The sequence below is a fragment of the Pseudomonas sp. NPDC089758 genome (assembly GCF_044748705.1).
Classification (GTDB): Bacteria; Pseudomonadota; Gammaproteobacteria; order Pseudomonadales; family Pseudomonadaceae; genus Aquipseudomonas; species Aquipseudomonas putida_X.
Genome location: NZ_JBIVGN010000001.1, coordinates 374608 through 398664, shown reverse-complemented (window position 1 = coordinate 398664; position 24057 = coordinate 374608). Strand labels below are relative to the sequence as shown.

The 24057-nt window shown below is 62.2% G+C and carries 24 protein-coding genes; 9 read left to right on the top strand and 15 right to left on the bottom strand.

What is annotated here, in order from left to right; all coding sequences use genetic code 11:
• Window positions 1–95 precede the first annotated feature (95 nt).
• The 3 genes from ACIPZH_RS01885 (at window position 96) to ACIPZH_RS01875 (ending at window position 4138) form a co-directional block, all read left to right on the top strand.
• A complete protein-coding gene (locus ACIPZH_RS01885; protein WP_241806473.1) occupies window positions 96–1403 on the top strand; it encodes an MFS transporter in 1308 nt (435 codons plus the stop codon).
• Between the two features lie 28 nt (window positions 1404–1431).
• Entirely contained in the window at window positions 1432–2421 is a 990-nt protein-coding gene (gene araD1, locus ACIPZH_RS01880) for an AraD1 family protein (protein WP_349974435.1), read from the top strand.
• A 142-nt stretch (window positions 2422–2563) separates the two neighbouring features.
• Window positions 2564–4138: an aldehyde dehydrogenase (NADP(+)) gene (locus ACIPZH_RS01875; protein WP_400634859.1), complete on the top strand. Its 1575-nt coding sequence runs from the start codon at window positions 2564–2566 to the stop codon at window positions 4136–4138.
• Between the two features lie 124 nt (window positions 4139–4262).
• On the opposite strand, the gene ACIPZH_RS01870 is transcribed toward ACIPZH_RS01875, so the two are convergent.
• The 7 genes from ACIPZH_RS01870 to ACIPZH_RS01840 form a co-directional block, all read right to left on the bottom strand.
• On the bottom strand, window positions 4263–5426 hold the full coding sequence (locus ACIPZH_RS01870; protein WP_400634857.1) for an AAA family ATPase: 1164 nt from the start codon (window positions 5424–5426) through the stop codon (window positions 4263–4265).
• A gap of 136 nt (window positions 5427–5562) precedes the next feature.
• A complete protein-coding gene (locus tag ACIPZH_RS01865; protein WP_400625355.1) occupies window positions 5563–5832 on the bottom strand; it encodes a DUF3077 domain-containing protein in 270 nt (89 codons plus the stop codon).
• Window positions 5833–6136: 304 nt separating this feature from the next.
• Complete coding sequence (locus ACIPZH_RS01860; protein ID WP_241806468.1) at window positions 6137–6379, bottom strand: hypothetical protein; 243 nt, start codon at window positions 6377–6379, stop codon at window positions 6137–6139.
• A gap of 422 nt (window positions 6380–6801) precedes the next feature.
• The gene (locus tag ACIPZH_RS01855; RefSeq protein WP_400634855.1) at window positions 6802–7071 is read right to left on the bottom strand and encodes a DUF3077 domain-containing protein; all 270 of its coding nucleotides are present in this window, start codon (window positions 7069–7071) and stop codon (window positions 6802–6804) included.
• Between the two features lie 326 nt (window positions 7072–7397).
• Entirely contained in the window at window positions 7398–7640 is a 243-nt protein-coding gene (locus tag ACIPZH_RS01850; RefSeq protein ID WP_241806468.1) for a hypothetical protein, read from the bottom strand.
• 510 nt (window positions 7641–8150) lie between these two features.
• The gene (locus ACIPZH_RS01845; RefSeq protein WP_267822840.1) at window positions 8151–8360 is read right to left on the bottom strand and encodes a DUF6434 domain-containing protein; all 210 of its coding nucleotides are present in this window, start codon (window positions 8358–8360) and stop codon (window positions 8151–8153) included.
• 45 nt (window positions 8361–8405) lie between these two features.
• Window positions 8406–8846, bottom strand: coding sequence for a hypothetical protein (locus tag ACIPZH_RS01840; RefSeq protein ID WP_400634852.1), 441 nt, complete (start codon window positions 8844–8846; stop codon window positions 8406–8408).
• 221 nt (window positions 8847–9067) lie between these two features.
• Here ACIPZH_RS01840 and ACIPZH_RS01835 point away from each other — a divergent pair, with 221 nt between their 5' ends.
• From ACIPZH_RS01835 to ACIPZH_RS01815, 5 genes are all read left to right on the top strand, one after another.
• The gene (locus ACIPZH_RS01835) at window positions 9068–10987 is read left to right on the top strand and encodes an AAA domain-containing protein (protein ID WP_400634851.1); all 1920 of its coding nucleotides are present in this window, start codon (window positions 9068–9070) and stop codon (window positions 10985–10987) included.
• A 20-nt stretch (window positions 10988–11007) separates the two neighbouring features.
• Window positions 11008–12573, top strand: a complete 1566-nt coding sequence (locus ACIPZH_RS01830; RefSeq protein ID WP_400634849.1) for an AAA domain-containing protein — start codon at window positions 11008–11010, stop codon at window positions 12571–12573.
• Between the two features lie 351 nt (window positions 12574–12924).
• The gene (locus ACIPZH_RS01825) at window positions 12925–13338 is read left to right on the top strand and encodes a thiol-disulfide oxidoreductase DCC family protein (RefSeq protein ID WP_400635003.1); all 414 of its coding nucleotides are present in this window, start codon (window positions 12925–12927) and stop codon (window positions 13336–13338) included.
• Window positions 13323–13883: a GTP cyclohydrolase I FolE gene (gene folE / locus ACIPZH_RS01820; RefSeq protein WP_267822851.1), complete on the top strand. Its 561-nt coding sequence runs from the start codon at window positions 13323–13325 to the stop codon at window positions 13881–13883. Before ACIPZH_RS01825 ends, folE begins: the two co-directional genes overlap by 16 nt.
• Before the next feature lie 35 nt (window positions 13884–13918).
• On the top strand, window positions 13919–14377 hold the full coding sequence (locus ACIPZH_RS01815) for a DUF3429 domain-containing protein (RefSeq protein WP_400634847.1): 459 nt from the start codon (window positions 13919–13921) through the stop codon (window positions 14375–14377).
• 36 nt (window positions 14378–14413) lie between these two features.
• Here ACIPZH_RS01815 and ACIPZH_RS01810 read toward each other — a convergent pair whose 3' ends face one another.
• The 5 genes from ACIPZH_RS01810 to galB all read right to left on the bottom strand — a co-directional run bounded on the left by ACIPZH_RS01810 (window position 14414) and on the right by galB (window position 18685).
• Complete coding sequence (locus tag ACIPZH_RS01810; RefSeq protein ID WP_400634845.1) at window positions 14414–14800, bottom strand: cupin domain-containing protein; 387 nt, start codon at window positions 14798–14800, stop codon at window positions 14414–14416.
• Between the two features lie 71 nt (window positions 14801–14871).
• Window positions 14872–15696 carry an AraC family transcriptional regulator gene (locus ACIPZH_RS01805; RefSeq protein ID WP_400634843.1) on the bottom strand — a complete coding sequence of 275 codons (825 nt, stop codon included), beginning with the start codon at window positions 15694–15696 and terminating at the stop codon, window positions 14872–14874.
• 414 nt (window positions 15697–16110) lie between these two features.
• Window positions 16111–17193, bottom strand: a complete 1083-nt coding sequence (locus tag ACIPZH_RS01800; RefSeq protein ID WP_400634841.1) for a 4-oxalomesaconate tautomerase — start codon at window positions 17191–17193, stop codon at window positions 16111–16113.
• A 2-nt stretch (window positions 17194–17195) separates the two neighbouring features.
• Complete coding sequence (locus tag ACIPZH_RS01795; RefSeq protein ID WP_400625335.1) at window positions 17196–17912, bottom strand: 4-carboxy-4-hydroxy-2-oxoadipate aldolase/oxaloacetate decarboxylase; 717 nt, start codon at window positions 17910–17912, stop codon at window positions 17196–17198.
• Window positions 17909–18685: a 4-oxalmesaconate hydratase gene (gene galB, locus ACIPZH_RS01790; RefSeq protein ID WP_400634839.1), complete on the bottom strand. Its 777-nt coding sequence runs from the start codon at window positions 18683–18685 to the stop codon at window positions 17909–17911. The genes ACIPZH_RS01795 and galB overlap by 4 nt, the downstream gene beginning before the upstream one ends.
• 118 nt (window positions 18686–18803) lie before the next feature.
• Between galB and ACIPZH_RS01785 the strand changes: the two genes are divergently transcribed.
• The gene (locus tag ACIPZH_RS01785; RefSeq protein ID WP_400634837.1) at window positions 18804–19997 is read left to right on the top strand and encodes a LysR family transcriptional regulator; all 1194 of its coding nucleotides are present in this window, start codon (window positions 18804–18806) and stop codon (window positions 19995–19997) included.
• Window positions 19998–20012: 15 nt separating this feature from the next.
• Here ACIPZH_RS01785 and ACIPZH_RS01780 read toward each other — a convergent pair whose 3' ends face one another.
• The 3 genes from ACIPZH_RS01780 to ACIPZH_RS01770 form a co-directional block, all read right to left on the bottom strand.
• Window positions 20013–21260, bottom strand: a complete 1248-nt coding sequence (locus ACIPZH_RS01780) for an OprD family porin (protein WP_400625329.1) — start codon at window positions 21258–21260, stop codon at window positions 20013–20015.
• 127 nt (window positions 21261–21387) lie between these two features.
• Window positions 21388–22650 carry a gallate dioxygenase gene (locus tag ACIPZH_RS01775; RefSeq protein ID WP_400634835.1) on the bottom strand — a complete coding sequence of 421 codons (1263 nt, stop codon included), beginning with the start codon at window positions 22648–22650 and terminating at the stop codon, window positions 21388–21390.
• 21 nt (window positions 22651–22671) lie between these two features.
• Window positions 22672–24021, bottom strand: coding sequence for an MFS transporter (locus ACIPZH_RS01770; protein ID WP_400634833.1), 1350 nt, complete (start codon window positions 24019–24021; stop codon window positions 22672–22674).
• Between the last annotated feature and the right edge of the window lie 36 nt (window positions 24022–24057).

The window sequence follows — 24057 nt, the reverse complement described above, 5'->3', positions numbered from 1 at the left end:
AGTAATACTATATGATCGATTTGCCAGGTTAGCGGTCTGCCAAAAAGCCCCGGCCAGGTGCTGTGCCCATTACAAGAACAATTGGAGACATCGCCATGATTCAGGAGCAGCGGCTCGTCCGCCTGATCACACTGAAACTCATCCCTTTTCTGGTTCTGCTTTACCTGGTGGCCTATGTCGATCGCTCGGCAGTAGGCTTTGCCAAGCTGCACATGGGCGCCGACATTGGCCTGGGTGACGCGGCCTATGGCCTTGGCGCCGGGCTATTCTTCATCGGTTATTTTCTTTTCGAAGTGCCGAGCAACCTGTTGCTCGACCGCTTCGGCGCGCGTCGCTGGTTCGCCCGCATCCTGGTGACCTGGGGCGCGATTACCGTAGGCATGGCGTTTGTCACCGGGCCCAACGGTTTCTACGTGATGCGCTTCTTGCTGGGGGCCGCCGAGGCGGGGTTCTTCCCGGGGGTGCTGTACTACATCACCCAGTGGTACCCGGTGCGCCATCGCGGCAAGATCCTCGGTTTCTTCATTCTCTCGCAGCCGCTTGCCATGCTGATCACCGGGCCGCTTTCGGGCGCGCTGCTGGGGCTTGAGGGCAGTTATGGCCTGCATGGCTGGCAGTGGTTGTTCATCTGTATCGGCACCCCGGCAATGCTGCTGGCCTGGCCCACCTTACGCCTGCTGCCGGACGGCCCTGCCAAGGTGCGCTGGCTCAGCGACGAGCAACGCAACTGGTTGCAAGAGCAGTTGGCCAACGACCTGCGCGAGTTCGGCCAGACCCGCCATGGCAACCCGCTGCATGCCCTGAAAGACAGCCGGGTGCTGTTGCTGGCGCTGTTCTACCTGCCGATGACCCTGAGCATCTATGGCCTGGGCCTTTGGCTGCCAACGCTGATCCATCAGTTTGGCGGCAGTGACCTGGTCACCGGTTTCGTCTCGGCGGTGCCCTACCTGTTCGGCATCATCGGGCTGTTGATCGTGCCGCGTAGCTCCGACCGCCTGAACGACCGCTATGGCCATCTGGGCCTGCTGTACGCCCTGGGTGCAATCGGCCTGTTCTTCAGCGCCTGGCTGACGGTGCCGGTGCTGCAGTTGGCCGCGCTGTGCCTGGTGGCGTTCGCGCTGTTCTCCTGCACGGCCATCTTCTGGACGCTGCCGGGGCGGTTCTTCTCCGGTGCCAGCGCTGCTGCGGGCATCGCCTTGATCAACTCGATCGGCAACCTCGGCGGCTACCTGGGCCCGTTCGGCATCGGCGCGCTGAAGGAGTACACCGGGCAGCTGTCGTCGGGCCTGTACTTCCTGGCGCTGGTGATGCTGTGCGGGGTGCTGCTCACGGGCGTGGTCTACAACCGCCTGGAGCGCCGCCAGCGCCTGGCTTCCTCACGGGCGGCCGAAGCCTCCCGCTAACCTTTGCAACCGACAAGCGAGCACAAGCATGCGACTGATCCAATTCGAAACCGCCGCCGGCGCCCGCCACGTGGGCGTGGTGGAAGGCGAGTACGCCCTTGAAGTACTGGGCGCCAGCAGCACCCGTGAGCTGGCTCTGCAGGCCATCGCCGCGGGTCGTGACCTGGCCAGCGAAGTGCGGGCCGCCGGGCTGGGTGAGCGCCATGACTACCTGGCACTGCTGGCCGAAGGCCGCGTACTGCCACCGCTGGACCACCCGGACCCGGCCCACTGTCTGGTGACCGGCACCGGCCTGACCCACCTGGGAAGCGCCGCCACCCGCGACAAGATGCACCAGCAGCAAGCCGAAGGCGCCGTCACCGACAGCATGCGCATGTTCCAGTGGGGCCTGGAGGGCGGTCGGCCGGCAGCGGGCGAGGAGGGCGCGCAGCCTGAGTGGTTCTACAAGGGCGACGGCGGCATCGTCGTGCGCCCCGGTGCCGACCTGCCGCTGCCGGCTTTTGCCGAAGATGCTGGCGAAGAGCCGGAGCTGGTCGGGCTGTACCTGATCGGACCCGACGGCACGCCATACCGCCTCGGCTACGCCTTGGGCAACGAGTTTTCCGACCATGTGATGGAGCGGCGCAACTACCTGTACCTGGCGCATTCCAAGCTGCGCGCCTGCAGCTTCGGCCCGGAGCTGCGCCTGGGGGCATTGCCGGCTCACCTTGAAGGCACCAGCCGCATCCTGCGCGATGGCCAGGTGCTGTGGAGCAAGCCGTTCCTGTCGGGTGAGCAGAACATGTGCCACAGCTTCGAGAACCTTGAGTTCCACCACTTCAAGTACGACCAGTTCCTGCGTGCTGGCGATATCCATGTGCACTATTTCGGCACCGCCACGCTGTCGTTTGCCGACGGCGTTCAGGCTCGCCCGGGCGATACCTTCGAGGTCAGCCTCGACGCCTTTGGCCAGCCGCTGCGCAATGGTATTGGCGCAGCGTCCGGGCAGGTTCGCCCCGGGGTAGTGAAAAGCCTTTGAGTGTGTTGCCGGCCAGTCGACGAAGTCGGGACCGCTGTGCGGTCCATCGCCGGCAAGCCAGCGCCCATAGGTGTCGCGCAAACCTCAAGGGGCTGGGCGCCATGTGCCACTGAGCCCTCTTTCTTTGTTACAGGAGTCAACCATGTCTGCAAGCAACTTCATTGGCGGCCAGCGCAGCGCTGCCGGCAGCATCCGCCTGCAAAGCTTCGATGCACGCACCGGCGAAGCATTGCCGGTGGTCTTCACCCAGGCCACCCCTGAGGAAGTGGCCGCCGCCGCCCAGGCCGCCGAAGCGGCATTTGCCGAATACAATGCGCTGGCACCAGAGCGCCGCGCGCAGTTTCTGGATGCCATCGCCGACCAGCTGGACGCGCTGGACGATACCTTCGTCGCCACAGTGTGCCGCGAGACTGCGCTGCCGGCTGCGCGCATCCAGGGCGAGCGTGGCCGTACCAGCAACCAGATGCGCCTGTTCGCCAAGGTGCTGCGCCGTGGCGACTACCTGGGGGCGCGTATCGACCGTGCGCAGCCACAGCGCCAGCCACTGCCACGCCCTGACCTGCGCCAGTACCGTACCGGCCTTGGCCCGGTGGCGGTGTTCGGCGCCAGCAACTTCCCATTGGCCTTCTCCACGGCAGGCGGTGACACCGCCGCAGCGCTGGCTGCCGGCTGCCCGGTGGTGGTCAAGGCACACAGCGGCCATATGGCCACTGCAGAGCAGGTAGCAGAAGCTATCGAGCGAGCGGTGGTGGCCACCGGCATGCCTGCCGGGGTGTTCAACATGATCTACGGCGCCGGTGTCGGTGAAGCGCTGGTGCGCCACCCGGCGATCCAGGCGGTCGGCTTCACCGGTTCGCTCAAGGGCGGCCGTGCCCTGTGCGATCTGGCGGCGGCGCGCCCGCAGCCTATCCCGGTGTTTGCCGAAATGAGCAGCATCAACCCGGTGCTGGTGTTGCCCGCGGCGCTGCAGGCCCGCGGCGAGCAGGTGGCCAAGGAACTGGCCGCCTCGGTGGTGCTGGGCTGCGGGCAGTTCTGCACCAACCCCGGGTTGGTCATCGGCATCGCCGGCGCAGCGTTCGACACCTTCGTCACGGCACTGGCTGCGCAAATGGCCGACCAGCCCGCGCAGACCATGCTCAACGCCGGTACCTTGCGCAGCTACACCAGCGGCGTACAGCGCCTGCAGCGCCACCCGGGCGTGCGCCATCTGGCCGGTGCCGAGCAGGTCGGCGACCAGGCCCGGGCACAGCTGTTCCAGGCTGATGTGAGCGTGCTGCTAAGCGGCGACGAGCTGTTGCAGGAAGAGGTTTTCGGGCCTGCAACGGTGGTGGTCGAAGTGGCCGACGAAGCGGAACTGTGCCGCGCGCTGCAAGCCCTGCACGGGCAACTGACCGCCACCCTGATTGCCGAGCCGGAAGACTTCCAGCGCTTTGCCGCGCTGGTGCCGCTGCTGCAGCGCAAGGCCGGCCGCCTGTTGGTAAATGGCTACCCGACTGGCGTCGAGGTGTGTGATGCAATGGTGCATGGCGGCCCTTACCCGGCCACCTCCGATGCCCGGGGTACCTCCGTCGGCACCCTGGCCATCGACCGCTTTCTGCGCCCGGTGTGCTACCAGGACTACCCAGACGCGCTGTTACCCGACGCCCTGAAAAACGCTAACCCGTTGGGCGTGCAGCGCCTGGTCGACGGCCAGCACAGCCGCGACCCGCTGAGCTGACGCCGGGGCTGGCTCTGGCTCGAGGGCTGGGGCGTGCAAGGCCTCCAATGCGTCAGGGTGTGCGTAGGAGCGATCAGCTCCTACGTTGCACGCCTCGGCAGTTGGCGCTTTTGGTGCATCGCGGTCAGTCAACCCACCGCCACAGCGGTTCATCCAGCAACCCCACCCCGCGCAGCTGTGTCTGCCCCTGAACCTTCTCCAGCTCCAGTAAGTTGCACCCGTCACAGGCTGACAGCGCCTCAATCAGCGGCGCACTGTGCGACACCACCCAAACCTGGCTCCGCCGCGAAGCACGAACGATCAACCGCGCCAGCGCGGGCAGCAGGTCGGCATGGAGGCTGGTTTCCGGCTCGTTCAGCACCATCAGCGATGGCGGCCGTGGCGTCAGCAGCGCAGCCATCAACAGCAGATACCGCAACGTACCATCCGACAATTCGCTACCGCCCAGTGGGCGCAACAGCCCATGCTGGTGCAGCCGCACGCTGAACAGCCCGCCCGGCGGCGCATCAATCTCCAAGCGGCTACCGGGAAACGCGTCATCCAATGCCGCTACCAGGTCCTCCACCTCACCAATCTCGATGATGGTCTGCAACGCCGAGGCAAGGTTGCGGCCGTCATGGTGCAGCACCGGCGAGCGGGTCCCCAGCTGGGGTTGGCGGCAAGGGGCGTCGCGGTCGATACGGAAATGATCGTAAAAGCGCCAGCTGTTGATGAACGCCCGCAGCTCACCAATCTCCGGCGCCTGCCGTGGTCGGCCCACGATGTTGAAGAAGCTCTCGCAGCTGTCGGCATGTTGATCGAGCACCGTCCAACCATTGCCCTCCCGCGCACGAACCATGGCGTTCTTGCGCTCGACCAGCAAGGACGATGGGCGATAAGCCCCAGCGCCCCAGATGGCTTCGGTCTTGATCTCAGGGTCGAGCATGAAGGCGGTGGGATAGGGCAGGGGTATCGGCAAGCCCAGCGAGATGGCAAAGCCGAAATCTTCGGTGGCGAACCCCAGGCGCAGACGTCTGGCTTCGCTCGGGTGCTGGCCTTGAATGGGCACTTCACCGCGTTTCATGCGCGCACTCATCTCTGGCCCCGCCCACCAGGTCGAATCCAACCCGCCTTCGCGGGCAAGCGCTTCGATCACGCCACCCTGAGCGGTCTCGGCGAGCAGGCGCAGGGCTTTGTACAGATTGGATTTGCCGCTGCCGTTTGCGCCGGTCACCAGGTTGAGTTGGCTCAAGGGCAACACAAGGTGGTTGATGGAGCGGTAGTTGCCGATGGCGAGGGTGGTGAGCATGCGGTGCGTCCCAAGTTTGACTCAGCGCCTGATTGTGGTCGAACTGCACCAGGCTTACTACCTCTTGGGCGAGGTCCTTTCGCGACACAAGGCCGCTCCGGCGAGGGGCGGCGTAGGTCTGCAGGTAGGGGTAGGGTCACGGGGTTTTCATCGCGCCCAGTTCGGCATCGTCGAGCAGGGCTTTGGCCAGGGCGCATAGGTAGTGCGAGGCCCACAGCAGTTGGGGCTTGTCTTCCATCAGGCCGTCGAGGGTCAGGTCGCGGGCGTAGCCCATCAGTTCCGAGGCTTGTTCGCGGGCGCTTTGGCAGGGGATGCCGGGCTCGATGCGGAAGAGGGGGTGGGTCTGGTTTTCGCCTTGGTAGAAGACGGTTTTGCCCACGGTGAATGCGGTGTGTTCGGTGGCCATGGTGTGATCTCCCTGAAGTTGTAACTGCCTGGGCTGGCCCTATCGCCGGCAAGCCGGCTGGATTTGCGCCAACTTTTAGAAATTGGCCAAGACCCGTGCTTCCACAGGCAAAGCGCAGGCCTGAAGAACTGCGCGATCGTGGTAGGAGCCGGCTTGCCGGCGATGGGCTGCGCAGCAGCCCTTGGTTTCGCGTTGCGGCCCAGCTGACCCCCACAGGTTTCACCGGGCGTCTAAGACCTCAGTGCGGTGCTGTGCAAGGAAGCCAGCCCGTGAAAGAGCCAGGCCAGGCCGATCATGGTGAGGATTAATGCAGCGTTTGTGGATCGGCTGGCTTTTGTATTTGTGCCAGTGCTGACTCGAGCAACTTGCGCAGGGCATCAAGTTCGTGCATCGAGGTCATGATCATCACGGATACGGGTGCTTTCGGCTGCATCAACATCGCCTGCTGGGCCACGATCTCGGCGCAGAGCGCGTAGTCGGCAGCCATCATCAGCGTGTCTTCGAGGGAATGGGGGTTGTGAGGCGGATCGGGGACGATCTTCAACATAGTGTGGCTCCTGTCGTAGTGGAGCTACCACCAACCGCGGCTAAACGAGTGGGTGGCAGCTGTACGCGGGTTAGCCGACCGGGACGTCAGGCACCCGGCGCACCCTAAGGTGCCCCACGCACAGCCGCCATAATGGCGCGAATGCCGATTGCTCGGTAATGCACGGCTGTAGTGTCCGACGTTTTTTGGGCGGCTAACCCAATCGATGATGATCAACGAAGTGCCGAGACTAAAGTCCACTTTTTGCGTGCGCAACGGAAAACAGGCGCCGGGAGTATCTTTGGGAAATGCCCTACAGGAAAGGGGTTAAATCTGATTTTTTCAGCCGTTCGATGTAACAGCTTGTAACCCACTGACACTCCAAATCCGGGCTGTCCATTGCGAAAAATGACCAGCGTGGCTAATAGCAGGAAGGAGTGGGTTCACGGGGTTTTCATCATGCCCAGTTCGGCATCGTCCAGCAGGGCCTTGGCCAAGGCGCATAGGTAGTGCGATGCCCAGAGCAGCTGAGGTTTATCTTCCATCAGGCCGTCGAGGGTCAGGTCGCGGGCGTAGCCCATCAGTTCCGAGGCTTGTTCGCGGGCGCTTTGGCAGGGGATGCCGGGCTCGATGCGGAAGAGGGGGTGGGTCTGGTTTTCGCCTTGGTAGAAGACGGTTTTGCCCACGGTGAATGCGGTGTGTTCGGTGGCCATGGTGTGATCTCCCTGAAGTTGTAACTGCCTGGGCTGGCCCTATCGCCGGCAAGCCGGCTGGATTTGCGCCAACTTTTAGAAATTGGCCAAGACCCGTGCTTCCACAGGCAAAGCGCAAGCCTGAAGAACTGCGCGATCGTGGTGGGAGCCGGCTTGCCGGCGATGGGCTGCGCAGCAGCCCTTGGGTCCGCTTTGCGGCCCATCGCCGGCGAGCCGGCCCCCCACAGGTTTCACCGTGCGCCTGAGTGGCGTCTACGACTCAGCGGCGGTGCTGTGCAAGGAAGCCAGCCCGTGAAAGAGCCAGGCCAGGCCGATCATGATGAGGATTAATGCAGCGTTTGTGGATCGGCTGGCTTTTGTATTTGTGCCAGTGCTGACTCGAGCAACTTGCGCAGGGCATCAAGTTCGTGCATCGAGGTCATGATCATCACGGAGACGGGTGCTTTCGGCTGCATCAACATCGCCTGCTGGGCCACGATCTCGGCGCAGAGCGCGTAGTCGGCAGCCATCATCAGCGTGTCTTCGAGGGAATGGGGATTGTGAGGCGGATCGGGGACGATCTTGAGCATGATGAAACTCCAACGTCGAAGGGTGGAGCTACCACGGTCTTGCTGTCAAACAATGAGGTGGCAGCTGTACGCGGGTTGACAGACCGAGACGTTGGCACTCGGCGCACCAGAGGTGCCCGCACGTACAGCCACCATAAAAGTGTGCACATGTGGACAACGAAGACGGCCTGTCAAAACCGATCGCTGAATTGGCAGCGACGGGCCGAGACTAGAATCCACGTTGGGCATGTGCAACGAAAAACAGGCGGCGGCAGTATCTTTGGGAAATGCCCTACAGGAAAGGGGTTAAATCTGATTTCTTCAGCCTTTCGATGTAACAGCTTGTATCCCGCGGGCAGTCAAAATCCACATGGCAAAAAATGACCAGTGTGGCGAACAGCGGGATACAAACCATGGGCTGGGTTCGATGAAACTGGTTAGCGCTACCGGCCGGCTAATGCCAAGCAGAGCTGGCACCTGTTCCTGGCTGTTCTGTTCGCCTTGGCATAGAGGCGCGCGAACAATAGAGCTCTAACGACTGTGGGTGCGCAGCCATTCATCAGCGACGTCGCCCATGTTGGCTGGAGCCCCGCTCTTTATCCAGGCCATGAAGGTACGGTCGAACTTGAAAGCCTCACCGCATTCCCTCAGCAGGAACTGCCGAACCTTCTGCGTGTTCCGGTAGCCGTCGTCTATCGGGGTCGCGCGGGTGATCGGCCCGGCATGCCAGTCAAAGCTCATCCTCATCCCCTTTTATGCAACCGTGCCCGAGAAAACTGAAGAGGGTCATTCAACGTTTGCTGCAACACCCTCGGCTGAAGCCTGGCTCGCCCTTCGGCGAGTGACGAGCAGCATGATCACTGCGGTCAGTCCAGGTATTGGGTAGAACACCACAAAGAGCGAATACCACTCCAGTCCACTCGAATCGCTGGCCCAGCCCAATCCCCCTGCCAAGATCAGCCCCCACACAAGCGCAATGATGACTGCAGCGATAACTCGCTTGTCCAGGGGTAATTTCGGCTCGCGAGCCATGGCTGCCGCATAGGCCTTCCAGCAACCCCACAGGCCGACCGTGGAAATCAGAAAGACGGGTATCACGAACTCCGGCACCTTGAATAGCATGACCGCTAAAAACAGCGTGGCCCCGATGAAGGAGTAGGTGAGCGGGGCGATGCCAATGAGCGCGCCGAGTGTCAGCACAATTCGAAGTTTGGTGAGCTTGGTCATGCCAGTCCTTGTTTGATAACGGCGGCTGCGTCCGGGCAGCCACATCGAGCGCGAGCATAGGCGCATGGGCTACAAAATCAAAGAATGGATGTCAGTCAGCCATTGACAGCCTTCCATTAGCTAACGACCATCCAGACCCAGGCACGATTGACGATGCGCAGCGTTACCCCCACCCGCTTTCGACCGCAACATTGAGTGCCGGTCAGTAACAGATCAGGACGATGAACGATTACGCCTTAAAACTGGCCAATTACTGGCGCACCTCCCTCGCCGATGCTGAAAACGGCAATGGCGCGCTCAACTCCAAGCAAGCCGAAGCGCTCACCCCCGTCGGTATGGAGCATGTACAGAGGGGCGGCTTGCCAGAAGAGCTTGTAGCCAAGCTGTTTACCGATGAGGCACCAGACACTACGAGCGTAAAAATCACGCTGCGCCCTTGGGTTTACCTTTCACAGCGTGAGCACGGCAAGGTTAGGACGAGCTTGCCTGCAGCAGTAACACCGCTGATCTGTGCCGTATTGGTGTGCCGTGATGGGCGTCTTTACCCGACCACACACGCTTTCGTGCCGCGTGACATTCTTGAGCCGCTGGACAAGGACACCTTCTTCATCGGGGCACAATCTGCGCTGGATGACTTTTTGTCGGTCGAAGAGGTGCCCGCTTTCACGCCGCCGGGTGAGGGGGAGACACTCGACGTCCAGCAGCATCTTGAGCAGTGGCGTAAGTTCTACGCGTTTTGTCTGCGGATGGCCCGTGAGGTCGGTCAGGGTTGGGATGCGGCCGAAGACGGCATGAAGCCGGCAAAATACAGTCTGCTGTTCAAGGAGGATAAACCTGACGGCTTCAGCAAGAACATCGTCAATCTCTATGACTATTTGCGTCAGCACAAGCCTGATGCCCCGCTGTTCGAGCGCTTCGCCCAGCGTGAACCAAGCCCCGACGAGTCTTGTCTGCCCCCGGGCAGCCATTTCGCCGCACGTTTGGGCCACGCTGGCGACGAATACGCCCTGGCACCTGCCCAGCGTGATGCCTTGGCTCATCTGATGGCCGGGCAGGTGGGCGATGTGCTGGCAGTCAATGGGCCGCCAGGCACGGGCAAAACCACACTCGTGCTTTCGGTGGTCGCCTCGCTTTGGGCCAATGCCGCTGTGGCTGGTGGCGAGCCTCCGGTGATTGTTGTCAGTTCCACCAATAACCAGGCGGTGACTAATGTCCTCGCGGCTTTCGGCAAAGACTTTGCCGAGGGCACCGGGCCATTGGCGGGGCGATGGTTGCCAGGCATCAAAAGCTTTGGCGCCTACTTCCCGAAGGCATCTGCCGAAGCAGAGCTTTCCAGTGTCTACCAGACCAAGAGCTTTTTTCATGATTTGGAGTCTTGCGCCTATCTGGACAAAGCCAAGCACGCCTATCTGACACAAGCGGCAGCGGCTTTCCCGGGTGTTCAAAACCTCGATGTCGAGCGCGCGGTCGGGTTATTGCAGCAGCAAATCAGGGCACGCCAGCAGCAGCTTGCCGATATTGAACAGGCGTGGGCGGCGCTTGGCCTCGCTCGGGAGGCGCTACGCGTTGCGTTGGGAGATGACCCCCAGGCCACTCTGCAGGCCCGGCAAACCGCTCAACTCGACCAATTGCATCAACTCAACGCGGCCCAGAAGCAACTCAAAGATTTCAAGCATTACCTGGCACATGAGTCGCTGTTCTACAGCCTGTTCAGCTGGATTCGCCCCGTTGCCGCCAAGCGCCTTCGCCTGGCCAAATTGCAGCTCGATGGGGCCGATGCGGAGCTACAGAATGCTGCGACCTTGGGCGAAATTGAAACGCGGCTGGAAGCTGGGCAGGCCCGAGCACGCCAAGAGCATCAGCGACTCACCCAACTGCTGCAAACCGCTCATCAACTGTTCGAGGCTGAACAACAGTGGCTGGACGGCTGGCATGGCGCAATCAGCTCGCTGGCCGATGCGGCCGGCCGACCTGCGGCCCAGGCCACGCTAGGGGAATGCGACCGCTGGGCCGATACGTCACTGCGTTTCGAAATATTCCTGCTGACTACTCACTACTGGGAAGGGCGTTGGCTATTGGAAGTCAGCGAGGAGCTGCAGGAAATACTCGATAACGCAAGAAAACCGGTGCCAAGACGCTGATCAAGAACTGGCGCCGTTGGATGAAACTCACACCTTGTGTGGTCTCTACCTTTTTCAGGCTGCCCAAAGAGCTCTCATGTAAACGCTACGACGACGGTGATTACATAGACGACTACTTGGTCGATTTCATTGACTTGCTGATCGTCGACGAAGCTGGACAGGTGCTGCCGGAGGTGGCCGCGGCGTCGTTTGCCCTTGCTCGTCAAGCGCTGGTCATCGGCGACACCCAACAGATCGAGCCCATCTGGTCGATCCCGGCCAAGGTGGATATCGGCAACCTCACCAGTGCTGGGCTGGTTTCGCACAGCCAGGCCGAGGAAGACTACGAGGCATTCTGCAAAGCTGGGCGCAGTGCCGCAAGTGGCAGCGTGATGGCCATCGCCCAGTCGACCAGCCGTTATCACTACGACCCAGACCTTGCCCGGGGGATGTACCTCTACGAGCACCGCCGCTGCTATGACTCGATCATCACTTTCTGCAACACCCTTTGCTACAAGGGCAAACTGCTGCCTCGCCGGGGGCAGGCAGTGCAAGATGGCTTACCGGGACTTGGCTACCTCCACATCGATGGCTTGTGTGAGCAAAACAGCCATGGCAGCCGCCAAAACTTGCTAGAGGCGCAGACCATTGCTGCGTGGCTTCATGCCCACGCAGATGAACTCAAGCAGCGCTACCCACGCAGGTCGCTTCACGAGATTGTAGGGGTGATAACGCCATTCGGAGCGCAAAGCCGCGCCATCGCCGAGGCATGCCAGGCATTGGGCCTGAACGCTGGAAAAGGGGCGGACCAGATCACTGTCGGTACCGTGCATTCGTTCCAGGGCGCAGAGCGGCCGTTGGTGATTTTTTCGGCGGTATATTCCAAGCATGCCGATGGCGGTTTCATTGATCGACGCGAAAGTATGCTCAATGTAGCTGTGTCGCGGGCTAAGGACAGCTTCTTGGTGTTTGGCGACATGGATTTGATTGGCCAGGTGCCTGTAAGTAAACCACGTGGGCTGCTGGCGAAGTACCTGCTGGCTGACCCGGCCAGTGAGTTGCAGTTCGAGTATCAGCCTAGGCAAGACTTGTACACCGCGAGTACCGGGTTAAGTCATTTGCACGATTGGCGCCAGCATGACGAGTTTCTGAAAGAGACATTGCAAACGGCCAGCCACCAGGTTCAGATCATTACGCCGTGGGTCAAGTTGGAATGCCTGTTCACTACAGGGGCGCTTGAGCACATGCGTGCAACGGTGGAGCGTGGCGTCAATGTCGAAGTGTTCACCGACCTGCAGCTCAATACTGAAATATCAGCCCGAAAACCCCAAGGCGAGCCGCAAAAGATCGCGGCATTCAACGCTACCTTGGCTGAGTTGAAAGCCCGGGGCATTCCCGTGCGTATCGTCAATAAAGTACACAGCAAGATCGTCATGGCCGATCAGAGTCTTTTATGTGTCGGTTCATTCAACTGGCTGAGTGCTCAGCGCGAAGGGGAGTACGTCCGTCACGAGACTTCAATGGTTTATCGAGGCGTCGACGTGAATGACGAGATTGAGCTGAATCGCAGGAGTCTCGCCAGAAGAACGGCGTCTTATTTGGGCTGACAAGAGGTAAGACAACGAGAGGACGGCACATCCGCCTGCTGCCCTTTTGCCGTTGTCCGATTTCCCTGCAGTTGCAGCTGCTTGGGCTGGCGATATTGCCGGTAAACCGGACTCCCACAGGTAATGTCCAGCTGCCGCTGTAAGTGCTTCTAGCGTGTATACAGTCATGCATAATCACCGCGCTCGGGCCATGCCGGTGTGCATGTCCTAGCGGCAGCTGCGTCCAGGCATACCCGGCAACCGAGGCATTGCGCTTGGCTGCCACCGCCGGAAAGCCATCACATGCCCATTGCGAATTTCTTGGTTTCCGCTAACTTATACAAAAACCTGTACAAATATTTGAGGTTGTACATGTATTGTCAGTGGCCCCTAACGCTGTACTTCGATGGCGCCTGCCCCCTGTGCGCTAGAGAGATAGCCTTTCTGCGCCGGAAATCGACCCAGGCGAAGCTCATTCTGGTTGATATCAGTGATGACGATTTCGAGGCAGAGGCATTGAGCGTGACGGTTGAGCAACTGAGGTCATGCCTGCATGGACGGTTCGCCAACGGGCAATGGGTCAAGGGCTTGGACGCTACCTTGTGGGCCTGGCGTGCTGCCGATGCGGGTATGTGGGTCGCGCCACTGTCCTGGCGCCCGCTACGCCCCCTGTTTTCGGTCTTTTACCGGTTGTTCTGTCGTTTGCGGCCACACTTGGCCTGGCTACCACATCCCGATGCCGGGCACCGCTGTAGCGGTGAGGAGTCCAAATGTCACATTCGTTAGCCGAGCACTACCATCAGATCCTTGTTGGCGTTGGTGAAAACCCGCAGCGCGAAGGGCTGGTGGACACGCCCCAGCGTGCGGCCAAAGCGATGCAGTACTTGTGCAACGGATATGCCCAGAGTCTTGACGAGGTCGTCAACGGTGCTCTGTTCGAAAGTCAGAACGACGAGATGATTGTCGTGCGTGACATTGAGCTCTACTCGTTGTGCGAACACCACATGTTGCCGTTCATCGGCAAGGCGCATGTCGCGTATTTGCCAACAGGGCGGGTATTGGGGCTTTCTAAGGTCGCGCGCGTGGTGGACATGTATGCCCGTCGCTTACAGATACAGGAAAACCTGACGCGGCAGATTGCGCATGCAATTGGGCAAGTCACGGATGCCGCAGGAGTTGCGGTCGTGATTGAAGCGAAGCATATGTGCATGATGATGCGCGGGGTCGAGAAGCAGAACTCCGTGATGATTTCCTCCGTGATGTTAGGGGAGTTTCGCGACTCCGCTTCGACTCGGCACGAATTCCTTAACCTCATTGGGCGGCACAATTGACAGGCGATGCTGAACCGTCGCGAAGGGGCGTCCAAATGAGTGCAGTCACTGCTGCTTTACCTGCAAGCCGCTACACGATGCTGGGTTACGGTGGCTTGCTGCCCTTCGTTGGTTTGACCCTGCTCATCGTCTTTTTCGCTGAGTATCGATCTTTCTCCTCGCTCATGTTGGTCAGCTATGGCGCTGTGATACTGAGCTTCGTCGGCGCCCTGCACTGGGGCTTCGCCATGACGTTACAGGGTTTGCTCGCGAAGCAGCGTCGCGAGCGGCTCGTGTGGAGCGTTATTCCGGCCCTGATCGGTTGGGTTGGCACGTTGCTACCCGTGCCAGTGGGTTGTCTGGTGCTGACCTGTGGTTTTATCGGCCACCTTTGGCAGGATCGCAAACTGGTGCAAGCTGTGCCGGGGTGGTATCTGCCGATGCGGGTCCATTTAACAGCTGTGGCAAGCCTCTGTTTGCTGCTCAGTGCACTTGCGGTAGCAATGGACTTTTGAAACCACGAACCATCCGCTATGAGTGATGTTTACCCCTCATATCCAGACGTCGTTCATGGCAGTGCGCACTCCACCTTCATGGCCGGTATTCAACACGCCTCTGGGCTCGATCATCATCAGTTTCGCTTCGCCCTGCGCCGCTGTCCTGTGCTCCACCCCACGTGGTACCACATACAACTCGCCTGGGTTCACATGAACGCAGCCCTGCGGTAAATCGATGCGCAAGGTGCCTTCGAGCACAAGAAACGCTTCGTCGGTTTCCGGGTGCGAATGCCAGATGAATTCACCTTCTATTCGCACAACCTTGAACTGGTAGTCGTTCATCTCAGCGACCACTCTCGGGCTCCACTGCTGTTCGATCAGTGCAGCTTTCTGGGCCAGGTTTACGGGGTATGCCGGGCGTTGCGGGCTGGGGTTGGACATGACGGATCCTCATGGGTTGAAGTGGCCAGCCTATCGAACCGCCACAAGGCGTTCTTGTACGATCCTGCACGTCAGCGCGCAGGTCGCAAGCGCTCCAGCCAGCGCAGCGGTGGCACCCCATAGCTGCGTGTGAAGTGCCGTGTCATGTGGCTTTGATCGTGAAAGCCTGCCGCCAGGGCCGCATCGACCAAGGTGAAACCATCGAGCATCAGCCTGCGCACAGTATCCAGGCGCCGCAGGGTCACGAAGCGGTAGGGGCTGGTGCCGTAGAGGGCGCGAAAGTCGCGGGACAGGCTCCATTGTTCGCGGCCGCTGGCCTGTTCCAGCATCTCCAGGGTGATGCCCAGGTGAAGGTGCTCCAGGATGAACGCCCTGGCGCGCTCGGCCGCCCGGTAATCCAGGCGTTTGCGGCCGCGTGGCTTACCGCCCACCGCACGCAACGCCATCGCCAGGTCATACACGGCGTCCTGTTCCTCCAGCGTTTCCAGCGGGTGCTCCAGTGCCTGCACGAAGGCTTCACTGGCGCGGTACAGGCGCGGGTCGCTGGACAGCCCACCCGCGATGAAGGGCAAAGGTTCACCGCCGAGCGCATTCTGGATCAGTGCTGGGTCGATGTAGGCCATGCGGTAGCGAAAGCCCGCTTCAGTCCCGGCCATGCCGTCGTGCACTTCGTCAGGGTGCAGGACCAACGTGTTACCCGGTAGGCCGTGGCACAGCGCCCCTTTGTAGTGAAAGCTCTGCACCCCGGCGAGGGTGCGGCCGATCGAGTAGGTGTCGTGACGGTGAGGATCGTAGCCATGGCTACCGAACCACGCTTCTATCCGCTCTACGCTGCCAGGGTGAGCGCTGCGGATGACCCAGTCGGGGGTGGCTGCGTGGCCTGCTTTTCGTGCCATGAATAAACGCTCTTCGACTCAACGCTATGCATCCGACTATCGCGCTGCCGCCTGTTGCGCTTGAGTCTCTGAGCGCTGGCCGGCAAGCACCTGTTGCGCCGTCAACTCGATAGAGTCGAACACTGCCTTGGGGACCCTGTACAGGTACTGCTAACGGCGATTGTTCGCGGGCCCCGAGTATCTCCCGCTGCCCGCACGTACCTTTTCCTTCAGTTTGGGCGTGAGCGCTGTGTTTTTTTAATTCAGCTCACAAAATCTTCAGATTTCGCGATTATGCCGTTTTTTTGCTCACTTTCCACAGGGCGTGTGTATGCCAAAATCTTCAGTTCTGCCACCAGGGCAGCTTGTTTCATGAGTTTCAATGCGCCGCGCGGGCGGTGCTCGACCTCAAGGGCGAAGAGGCTTTGGCAAGCACTACTGCCGCCCACCCCATACATTCCGAGCAACACACACAACCCCATCGAACAACAACCGCGCCGTCCTCACCAACCCGCACCCGGTGATCACCCCATGGTCCAAGCTGATTTCCACGGTAAATTCCCCACTCGGATGCTCCACCGCCAAACGCTGACGATCACCGCCGCACGTGCTGGCAAGGCCCTGTGCAACCGACCCTTCAATCAAGCAGGCCGTAGCAACACTCACCGCGCCAAACACCCCAATGGATGCATGACAACGGTGCGGAATGAACGAGCGCGTATTGACCGTGCCGCCGTTGCGCGGTGCCGACAACAGGCACATCTTCGGCACATTGCGCTGGCTGACATCACCCAGGTTCATGCGTGGGCCCAGTTGCAGGCGGATGGCTTCCAGGCGCGTTTTCAGTGAGCTGTCGGCCTCCAGCGTTTCGCACGGCTCGTAACCGGTCACGCCAAAATCCTCGGCACGCAGCAGTACCACCGGCATACCGTTGTCGATGCAGGTGACGTCCACGCCATCGACCCTGTCGCGGCTGTTGCCGGTGGGCAGCAGGGCTCCACAGCTGGCGCCGGCCACGTCGGCAAACGTGACCACCAGCCCCGCCGCACGGCCCGGCACCCCATCGATACGGGTATCGCCGGCGTACTCCACCTGGCCATCGGTGGTCGGCACCTGGGCGATGGCGATCTGCCCGGTGTTTTCCATGAAGATGCGTACCGGCGTGCTCGCGCCGCTGGCGGCTACCAGGCCGCGCTCGAGGGCGAACGGCCCTACGCCGGCCAGAATGTTGCCGCAGTTCTGGCCATAGTCCACCCGCGCCTCGTCCACCACCACCTGAGCGAACAGGTAGTCGACGTCGGCGTCCTCGCGCTGCGAGGCGCGGATGATGGCGACTTTGCTGGTGAGCGAGTCGGCGCCGCCGATGCCGTCAATCTGCCGCGCATCGGGTGAGCCCATCGCCGCCAACAGCACCCGGTCACGCAGCGGGCCTGGGGCGGGCAGGTCGTCATGCAGGAAATAGGCGCCCTTGGAGGTGCCGCCGCGCATCAGCAGGCAGGGTATGCGGGTCTGGCCCATGTTCAGCCTTCCAGGTCGGTGAGGTGGTCGACATAACGCAGGCCCTTGGCCGCCAGGCGCGGGCGCATCTCGTAGATGTCCAGGCCAAGCTCGCCGGCGGCCAGGCGCAGGCGTTTGCGTTCTTCCAGGTCGGCGCGCTGGGTGGCCGCTTCGAGCACCGCCTGGGCTTCGCCATGGCGCACCACCACGATGCCGTCGTCATCGGCCACGACGATGTCTCCGGCATTGATCAGTTGCCCGGCACACAGCAGCGGCAGGTTCACAGAGCCCAGCACTTCCTTCACCGTGCCTTGGGCGTTGATGGCGCGGGACCACACGGCAAAGCCCATGTCGCGCAGTGTCTGGCTGTCGCGCACGCCCGCGTCGATCACCAGGCCGCGCACACCGCGGGCCTGCAGCGAGGTCGCCAGCAGGTCGCCGAAGTAGCCATCGCTGCACGGCGAGCTGGGCGCCACCACCAGTACGTCGCCTGGGCGGCACTGCTCAACGGCCACATGGAACATCCAGTTGTCGCCTGGGGCCACCAGCACGGTTACCGCGCTGCCGGCCACCGCCACACCTTGCTGGAGGGGGCGCACGGCAGTATTGAGCAGCCCCTTGCGGCCTTGCGCCTCATGCACCGTGGCTACGCCCAGCCGGCCCAGGGCATCAATCATGTGCGGCTCAGCGCGCGGGATATGACGCACCACGATGCCGGTCTTGCCGATCAACCCACTCATGCCAGGTTCTCCGTCACGCGTGGGAACACACTCTGCAGCCCTTCGGCGTAGACGATGTTGCGTGCGCTGGTGATGCCGACGTTACGCTTGGCCTGCACACCGCGCTGCAGGGCTACGCGGGTGTAGTACTCCCAGAGGTGTTCCTGGCCGGCCATGCACTGGATGGCCGCATACTTTTTGTCCCACACCGGGGTGATGTCCAGGAAGGTATCCGGGCGCCATTCGCACTGTTCGGGCTGGTGCGGCTCAAAGGCGTACACCGGCGGTGCGCCAACGATCTTCTCGCCCGGTTTGTAGCCTTCGGCCTGGGCGATGATGCGGGCCTCCTGGGCCAGGTGCATGGCCAGCGGGTGGTCGTAGTTGTAGGGGTCTTTCAACGAATGGCTGAGCACGAACTCCGGTTGCACCCGGCGATACACATCGGCCAGGCGCAGCAGGGTGTCCTTGTCGGCGCGCATCGGGTAGTCGCCGATGTCGAAGAATTCCACACTGGCACCCAGGATTTCGGCCGCTGCCATGGCTTCCTCACGGCGTGCGTCCTTGACCTTGGCTTCGGTCATTTCACCCTTGCGCCACAGTTTCGCAGACTCACCGCGCTCACCGAACGACAGGCAAACCACGTGCATGGCATAGCCTTGCTCTGCGTGCAGCGCAATGGCGCCACCGGCCCGCCAGACGAAGTCGGCGGAATGTGCGCTGACCACCAAGGCGGCTTTTTGTGGGGTATTCATTGTGTGATGGCTCCTGCAGTGGGGGTTGACGCAGGATGTCATCGGCCTGTGCGAGGCACTAATGCGTTCACTTGCAACGGCTATGCGTTTTATTTATTGCCTGGCAAGCGGGGTAGAGGCATAGTCGCCCCAGTCACGTGCCCAGCGCAGGGGGAGCCTTATGATCAACGTCGAACTGCCCAACCTGATGCAAGTACGCGCGTTCATCCGGGTAGCCGAGTTGGGCAGCGTTTCGCGGGCGACGGAGGTGTTGTTCCGTGCTCAGTCGGTGGTCACCCGCGCCATCGCCGAGCTGGAGGCGCGGTTCGCTGTCCCGTTGTTCGAGCGCCATGCCAATGGCATGCGCCTGACCGACTATGGTGAGTGCTTGCTGCCGCGTGCCCAGCGCGTGCTGGCGGAGCTGGACAGCGTGCCGGGGTTGCTGGGCACCGCCCAGGGCGAGCCCCTGTACCTGTTCCAGGCGCGGCGCCTGCAGGTGTTCGTGAAACTCTGTGAGACCCGGCACATGCAGACCGTGGCGCGGCACTTCGGCCTTAGCCAACCGGCCGTCAGTGCTGCTTTGAAAGTACTCGAAGGCGGATGCGGGCAGCCCTTGTTCGTGCGTACCTCGCGAGGCCTGCAGCCCACCGTGGCCAGCCGGGATATCCTCTTCCCCATCCGTCGGGCGCTGAACGAATTGCGCCACCTGGACAGCGACCTGAGCGCGATGCAAGGCACCCTGCGCGGGGTGGTGCACGTCGGCGCGTTACCATTGGGCCGCTCGCGCATACTGCCGGATGCCATATTACGCTTCACTGCCCAGCATCCACAGGTTCGGGTGGTTACCAACGAAAGCCCGTTCGACCTGCTGGCAACCGAGCTGCGGGTAGGGGATGTGGACTTCGTGCTGGGCGCCTTGCGGCCTCACGACTACGCCAGCGACCTGGTGGGCGAGCCGCTCATCAACGAGGAAATGGTGCTGCTGGCCCGCCGTGGGCACCCGCTTTTGCACACACACCTCACGCTCGAGGGCGTGCACCAGGCGCGCTGGGTGTTGCCGCGCGCCGGTTCGCCAGCGCGCGGGCTGCTCGACAACTGCTTTGCCGCCGCCGGTCTGGCAGCGCCGTGGCCAGTGGTGGAAAGCGCTGATCTGGCGGTTATCCGAGGCCTGCTGGTGCGTTCGGACATGCTGGCGGCAGTATCCGCGCACCAGTTGGCTTACGAGATTGCCAGCGGCGAACTGCAACGCCTGCCGCTGGCACTGCCCGGTACTGCTCGCGCCATTGGTCTCATGCAGCGCAGTGGCTGCCTGCAGTCACCGGCGGCAGTCGCGCTGATGGCCTGTATCCGCCAAGTCATCACTGAGCAGGCATGAGCCCGGCAGGGTGCCTTAAAGCAGGCTCAGCGGGTAGCTGACGATCAGCCTGTTCTCATCGAAACTGTTGGTGCTGCCCCAATCCCGGCGCTGGCTGGAGTTGCGCCACTTGAGATTCAGAGCCTTGAACGGCCCGGACTGGATCACATAGGCCAGCTCGCTTTCCCGGCCCCACTCGGTGCCGTCCTGGGTGCTGGCGTTGTGCACGTTATCGCCGTGGATATAGCGGTTCATCAGGGTCAGGCCGGGTATGCCGAGCACCACGAAGTTGAAGTCGTGGCGCACCTGCCAGGAGCGTTCCTGGGCGCTTTCGTAGCTTGAGCCGAAGGCGTCGTTGGCCAGCGTGCCGCCGCTGGCACCGTTGAGCCGGAACCATTCATCATCGCCCATGACCTTCTGCAAGCCGACGTAGAACGTGTTGCCACCCAGCTTCGCCGAGAACAGGCCAGATGCGGTGCGGTTGTCCAGTTCGCCTGCCTTGGCGCCGCCGTCGTCCTTGCCCCAGAAGTAGCCCAGGTTGGCGCCCAGCACCCAGTTGCCGACCGGCTGTTGATGCTGCACCTGCAAGAAGCGCTGCTGGTAGATGTCCTGCAGCTGGGCGTACCAGGCGCCGACCAAGGTGCGCTCCTGGTTGAAGCGGTAGTCGCCGCCGGCGAAGTTGAAGCGGTCCGAGGTGAACGCTGTACGCGTGAACAGGCTCATGTCCTGCATGCTGGTGTCGTTGCGCGGGCTGTTCTGGCGGAACTGGCCGCCATACAGGGTCAGGCCGGCCAGCTCGTTGGAGGTGACCTGGGCGCCCTGTAAGGTTTGCGGCAGCGAGCGGCCGTCGTCGGCGCGCAGGATGGGTAGGGTGGGCGACCACTCACCGACCTTGAGTTCGGTCTTGGAGACCCGCATCTTGGCCGCCAGCGCCGTGCGGCCAAAGTCGTCCGCCGGGCGCCCGTCGTCGTGAACAGGCAGCAATTGGGTGCCGGCGGTGCCCTTGCCGCCATCGAGTTTGATGCTGTAAAGGCCCAGCACGTCAACGCCAAACCCGACCACGCCGGGGGTGAAGCCGGACTTGAAGTCGAGGATGAAACTTTGCGTCCATTCCTCGGCTTTGCCTTGGCTTGCCGTGCCCGTGTAGTCGCGGTTCATGTAGAAGTTACGCAGCGTCAGGGTTGCCTTGGCGTCGTCGACGAAGCCTTCGGCCACAGCTTGCAGTGGCAGGCTGGCTGCCAGGGCGAATGTGGGGACGAGCGGGTACAGGGTGCGGCATTTCATTATTTTTATTCTCCAGGGATGGGCACAGCGCTGCCCGCCAGCGTCGTTTCGGCGCTGGGCAGGTTGAATCAGGGAGCGGTGTGGCAGCGCGGCTCGCGCCGCCACAGGATCAAGCGGGCTGCGCCGCTTAGCTGGACGCTTTGCCAGCCACCGAGTAGCGAACCTGCTGGTTGCGGGTCTTCATGAAGTCATCGATGCTCTGCCCGCGCATGGCGGCGTAAATATCCAGGTTGGACACACCCAGCACGGCGCCCAGCTTCTCCAGCACGAAGAAGATCACCCCGTAGTGGATCAGCCCACGCCAGTCGCGGCGGCGCAGCAAGTCGCTTTCTTCTTCGCTCAGGCCCGCTTCGCGGTACAGCGCTTCGGGCTCGCTGAGGAAGCGCTGGCGCCACTGCGGCTCGATCATGCGGTGCAAGAACTTGTTCAGACGGTAGCCTTTGGCACTGCGCTCCAGGGTGTAGGGGTAGGTGCCCTCAAGCTGCTCAGCCCCTGCCAGCTGATGCTGCATGTGCTGGCGGTGACGTTCGTTGACCGGCGCCGGCAGTGCCTGGTCGCGATTTTCCAGCAGCAGGGTGGCGATGCCGGTCATCGACGGCAGGTAGTAGCTTTGGTGCTTGCGCTCAACATTGGCAGACAACGCGCCGCGCATGATCAGCCAGGTGATCACCTCGGCACCTTCCATGCCGCCGAGCGTGGCGTACTCGGCCAGTGTCATCTCGGTCAGGCGCTGCGGGTCGTTCACCAGCAGGTCAAGGAACTGCGCGTCCCACTCCGGATTGTTGAAACCGCAACGCTCGCCATGCACCTGGTGCGACACCCCGCCGGTGGCGACGATCGCGACCTTGAGGTCTTCGGGGTAGCTCTCGATGGCGCGGCGCAATGCCTGGCCCAGTTTGTAGCAGCGCCGCGCCGTGGGGATCGGCAGTTGCAGTACGCCGACTTGCAGCGGCACGATCTGTACGGGCCAGCTTTCATCGCAGGGCAGCAGGGCTGACATGGGCGAGAAGAAGCCGTGGTCCAGCGGCTTGTCGCGGAAGAAACTCATGTCGAACTCATCGGCCATCAGGCTCTGGCCGATGTGTCGCGACAGCGCGGCGTGGCCGCCTACTGGCGGCAGGTCCCGTGGGTTGCCGCCTTCATCGGCCACGCCGTACTGCTCGTCCACGCCCAGGGTGAAGGCACTGTAATGGTCGAAGAAGAACGAGGTGACGTGGTCGTTGAAGATGTAGAACAGCACGTCCGGCTGGCGCTGCTGCAGCCAGGTGCGGATCGGCTCGAAGCTTTCGAAGATCGGCGCCCAGGCGGCTTCTTCCTGTTTGTCGTGGTCGACTGCGAAGCCGATGGTTGGGGTGTGGGAGACGGCCAGGCCACCAATGATACGAGCCATGCGAAAGTCCTCTGTTACAGGTTACGGCGCGGTTACTGCGGGGGTCGTGCGCAGCCGGGCGTGGCCGTTGGCCAGGATCGCCAGGGCAGCGACGAATGCCGGCAGGCCGAGGAGGGTGAACAGCAGCGGCAGGCCCAGCCCCAGGCTGAGCACGGCACCACCGATGAGGGAGCCGAAAATGGCCCCGAAGCGCCCGATACCGAGCATCCAGCTTACACCTGTGGCGCGGAACTCGGTCGGGTAGTAGCCAGGGGCGAAGGCGTTCAGGCCGGTCTGCGCGCCGCTCATGCAGAACCCGGCAGCCGCCACGCCCACCACCAGCAGGCTCGACTTCAGGCTCAGGGCGCCCAGTGAGACGATGCACAGGCCGCCGAGGGCGTAGGCGATGGCGATGACCCGGTTGGGGTTGCGTCGGTCCATGATCCAGCCGACCACGATTGCGCCCACTGCGCCGCCGATCTGGAACAGGCCGGTGATGGCGGCGGCGCGCTCGATGGACAGCCCGCCGTCACGCAGCAGGGTCGGCAACCAGCCCATGGTCAGGTAGATCACCAGCAGGCCCATGAAATAGGTCAGCCACAGGGCCAGGGTGCCGAACCGGTAGCGCTCGCTGAACAGCTGCCGGGCCGGTGCCTTGTGCTGGGTGGTCGGCTCATTGACGATAAAACGGGTGCCGGCAGCGAAGCGGCCGCCGAGCTTGGCCAAGGCTGCCGCAATCTGGCTGGCCGGTGCCTGGCGGGCTGCGAGGAAGCGAGCTGACTCTGGCAGCAGCCACAACAACAGTGGCAGCAATGCCAGTGGCAGAAGCCCCCCGGCAAGCAGTACTGATTTCCAGCCGTGATGAGGGATCAGCCAGGCGGACAGAAAGCCGCCCAGGCCCGAGCCCATGTTGAAGCCGGTGAACATGATGGTGATCATCAGCGAGCGGTTGCGTGTGGGCAGGTATTCGGCGAGCAGTGTGGTGCAGTTGGGCATGGCCGCGCCCAAGGCGATGCCGGTCAGCAGCCGTAGCACGGCCAGCTCATAGGGGTTGCGAGCGAAGGCGCAGGCCAGGCTCAGCAGGCTGAAACCGCTGACCGCGATCAGCAGCACTTTCTTGCGGCCCAGCCTGTCGGCATACGGGCCCGCGGTAAGTGCACCGATGGCCAGGCCCACCATGCCGGCACTCATCACCGGGCCAAAGGCGGTACGCGACAGCCCCCAGTCCTGCATCAGCGAAGGGGCGATGAAACCCATGACGGCAACATCGAAGCCGTCGAACAGCACGATCAGGAAACACAGTGACAGGATCAGCCACTGGTAGGCAGCAATGGGGCGGTTATCGATCCAGTCTTTGACATCGACAGGGGCATCGACAGAAGGCTTGAGCATGGGTGGTCACCTTTGTTCTTGTATTGGTATGAGTTC

What these genes read in the sequence shown, in the direction of transcription:
- ACIPZH_RS01885 (WP_241806473.1), top strand. Translation starts at nt 96, where the DNA reads ATGATTCAGGAGCAGCGGCTCGTCCGCCTGATCACACTGAAACTCATC.
- araD1 (WP_349974435.1), top strand. Translation starts at nt 1,432, where the DNA reads ATGCGACTGATCCAATTCGAAACCGCCGCCGGCGCCCGCCACGTGGGC.
- ACIPZH_RS01875 (WP_400634859.1), top strand. Translation starts at nt 2,564, where the DNA reads ATGTCTGCAAGCAACTTCATTGGCGGCCAGCGCAGCGCTGCCGGCAGC.
- ACIPZH_RS01870 (WP_400634857.1), bottom strand. Translation starts at nt 5,426, where the DNA reads ATGCTCACCACCCTCGCCATCGGCAACTACCGCTCCATCAACCACCTT.
- ACIPZH_RS01865 (WP_400625355.1), bottom strand. Translation starts at nt 5,832, where the DNA reads ATGGCCACCGAACACACCGCATTCACCGTGGGCAAAACCGTCTTCTAC.
- ACIPZH_RS01860 (WP_241806468.1), bottom strand. Translation starts at nt 6,379, where the DNA reads ATGTTGAAGATCGTCCCCGATCCGCCTCACAACCCCCATTCCCTCGAA.
- ACIPZH_RS01855 (WP_400634855.1), bottom strand. Translation starts at nt 7,071, where the DNA reads ATGGCCACCGAACACACCGCATTCACCGTGGGCAAAACCGTCTTCTAC.
- ACIPZH_RS01850 (WP_241806468.1), bottom strand. Translation starts at nt 7,640, where the DNA reads ATGCTCAAGATCGTCCCCGATCCGCCTCACAATCCCCATTCCCTCGAA.
- ACIPZH_RS01845 (WP_267822840.1), bottom strand. Translation starts at nt 8,360, where the DNA reads ATGAGCTTTGACTGGCATGCCGGGCCGATCACCCGCGCGACCCCGATA.
- ACIPZH_RS01840 (WP_400634852.1), bottom strand. Translation starts at nt 8,846, where the DNA reads ATGACCAAGCTCACCAAACTTCGAATTGTGCTGACACTCGGCGCGCTC.
- ACIPZH_RS01835 (WP_400634851.1), top strand. Translation starts at nt 9,068, where the DNA reads ATGAACGATTACGCCTTAAAACTGGCCAATTACTGGCGCACCTCCCTC.
- ACIPZH_RS01830 (WP_400634849.1), top strand. Translation starts at nt 11,008, where the DNA reads ATGAAACTCACACCTTGTGTGGTCTCTACCTTTTTCAGGCTGCCCAAA.
- ACIPZH_RS01825 (WP_400635003.1), top strand. Translation starts at nt 12,925, where the DNA reads ATGTATTGTCAGTGGCCCCTAACGCTGTACTTCGATGGCGCCTGCCCC.
- folE (WP_267822851.1), top strand. Translation starts at nt 13,323, where the DNA reads ATGTCACATTCGTTAGCCGAGCACTACCATCAGATCCTTGTTGGCGTT.
- ACIPZH_RS01815 (WP_400634847.1), top strand. Translation starts at nt 13,919, where the DNA reads ATGAGTGCAGTCACTGCTGCTTTACCTGCAAGCCGCTACACGATGCTG.
- ACIPZH_RS01810 (WP_400634845.1), bottom strand. Translation starts at nt 14,800, where the DNA reads ATGTCCAACCCCAGCCCGCAACGCCCGGCATACCCCGTAAACCTGGCC.
- ACIPZH_RS01805 (WP_400634843.1), bottom strand. Translation starts at nt 15,696, where the DNA reads ATGGCACGAAAAGCAGGCCACGCAGCCACCCCCGACTGGGTCATCCGC.
- ACIPZH_RS01800 (WP_400634841.1), bottom strand. Translation starts at nt 17,193, where the DNA reads ATGGGCCAGACCCGCATACCCTGCCTGCTGATGCGCGGCGGCACCTCC.
- ACIPZH_RS01795 (WP_400625335.1), bottom strand. Translation starts at nt 17,912, where the DNA reads ATGAGTGGGTTGATCGGCAAGACCGGCATCGTGGTGCGTCATATCCCG.
- galB (WP_400634839.1), bottom strand. Translation starts at nt 18,685, where the DNA reads ATGACATCCTGCGTCAACCCCCACTGCAGGAGCCATCACACAATGAAT.
- ACIPZH_RS01785 (WP_400634837.1), top strand. Translation starts at nt 18,804, where the DNA reads ATGATCAACGTCGAACTGCCCAACCTGATGCAAGTACGCGCGTTCATC.
- ACIPZH_RS01780 (WP_400625329.1), bottom strand. Translation starts at nt 21,260, where the DNA reads ATGAAATGCCGCACCCTGTACCCGCTCGTCCCCACATTCGCCCTGGCA.
- ACIPZH_RS01775 (WP_400634835.1), bottom strand. Translation starts at nt 22,650, where the DNA reads ATGGCTCGTATCATTGGTGGCCTGGCCGTCTCCCACACCCCAACCATC.
- ACIPZH_RS01770 (WP_400634833.1), bottom strand. Translation starts at nt 24,021, where the DNA reads ATGCTCAAGCCTTCTGTCGATGCCCCTGTCGATGTCAAAGACTGGATC.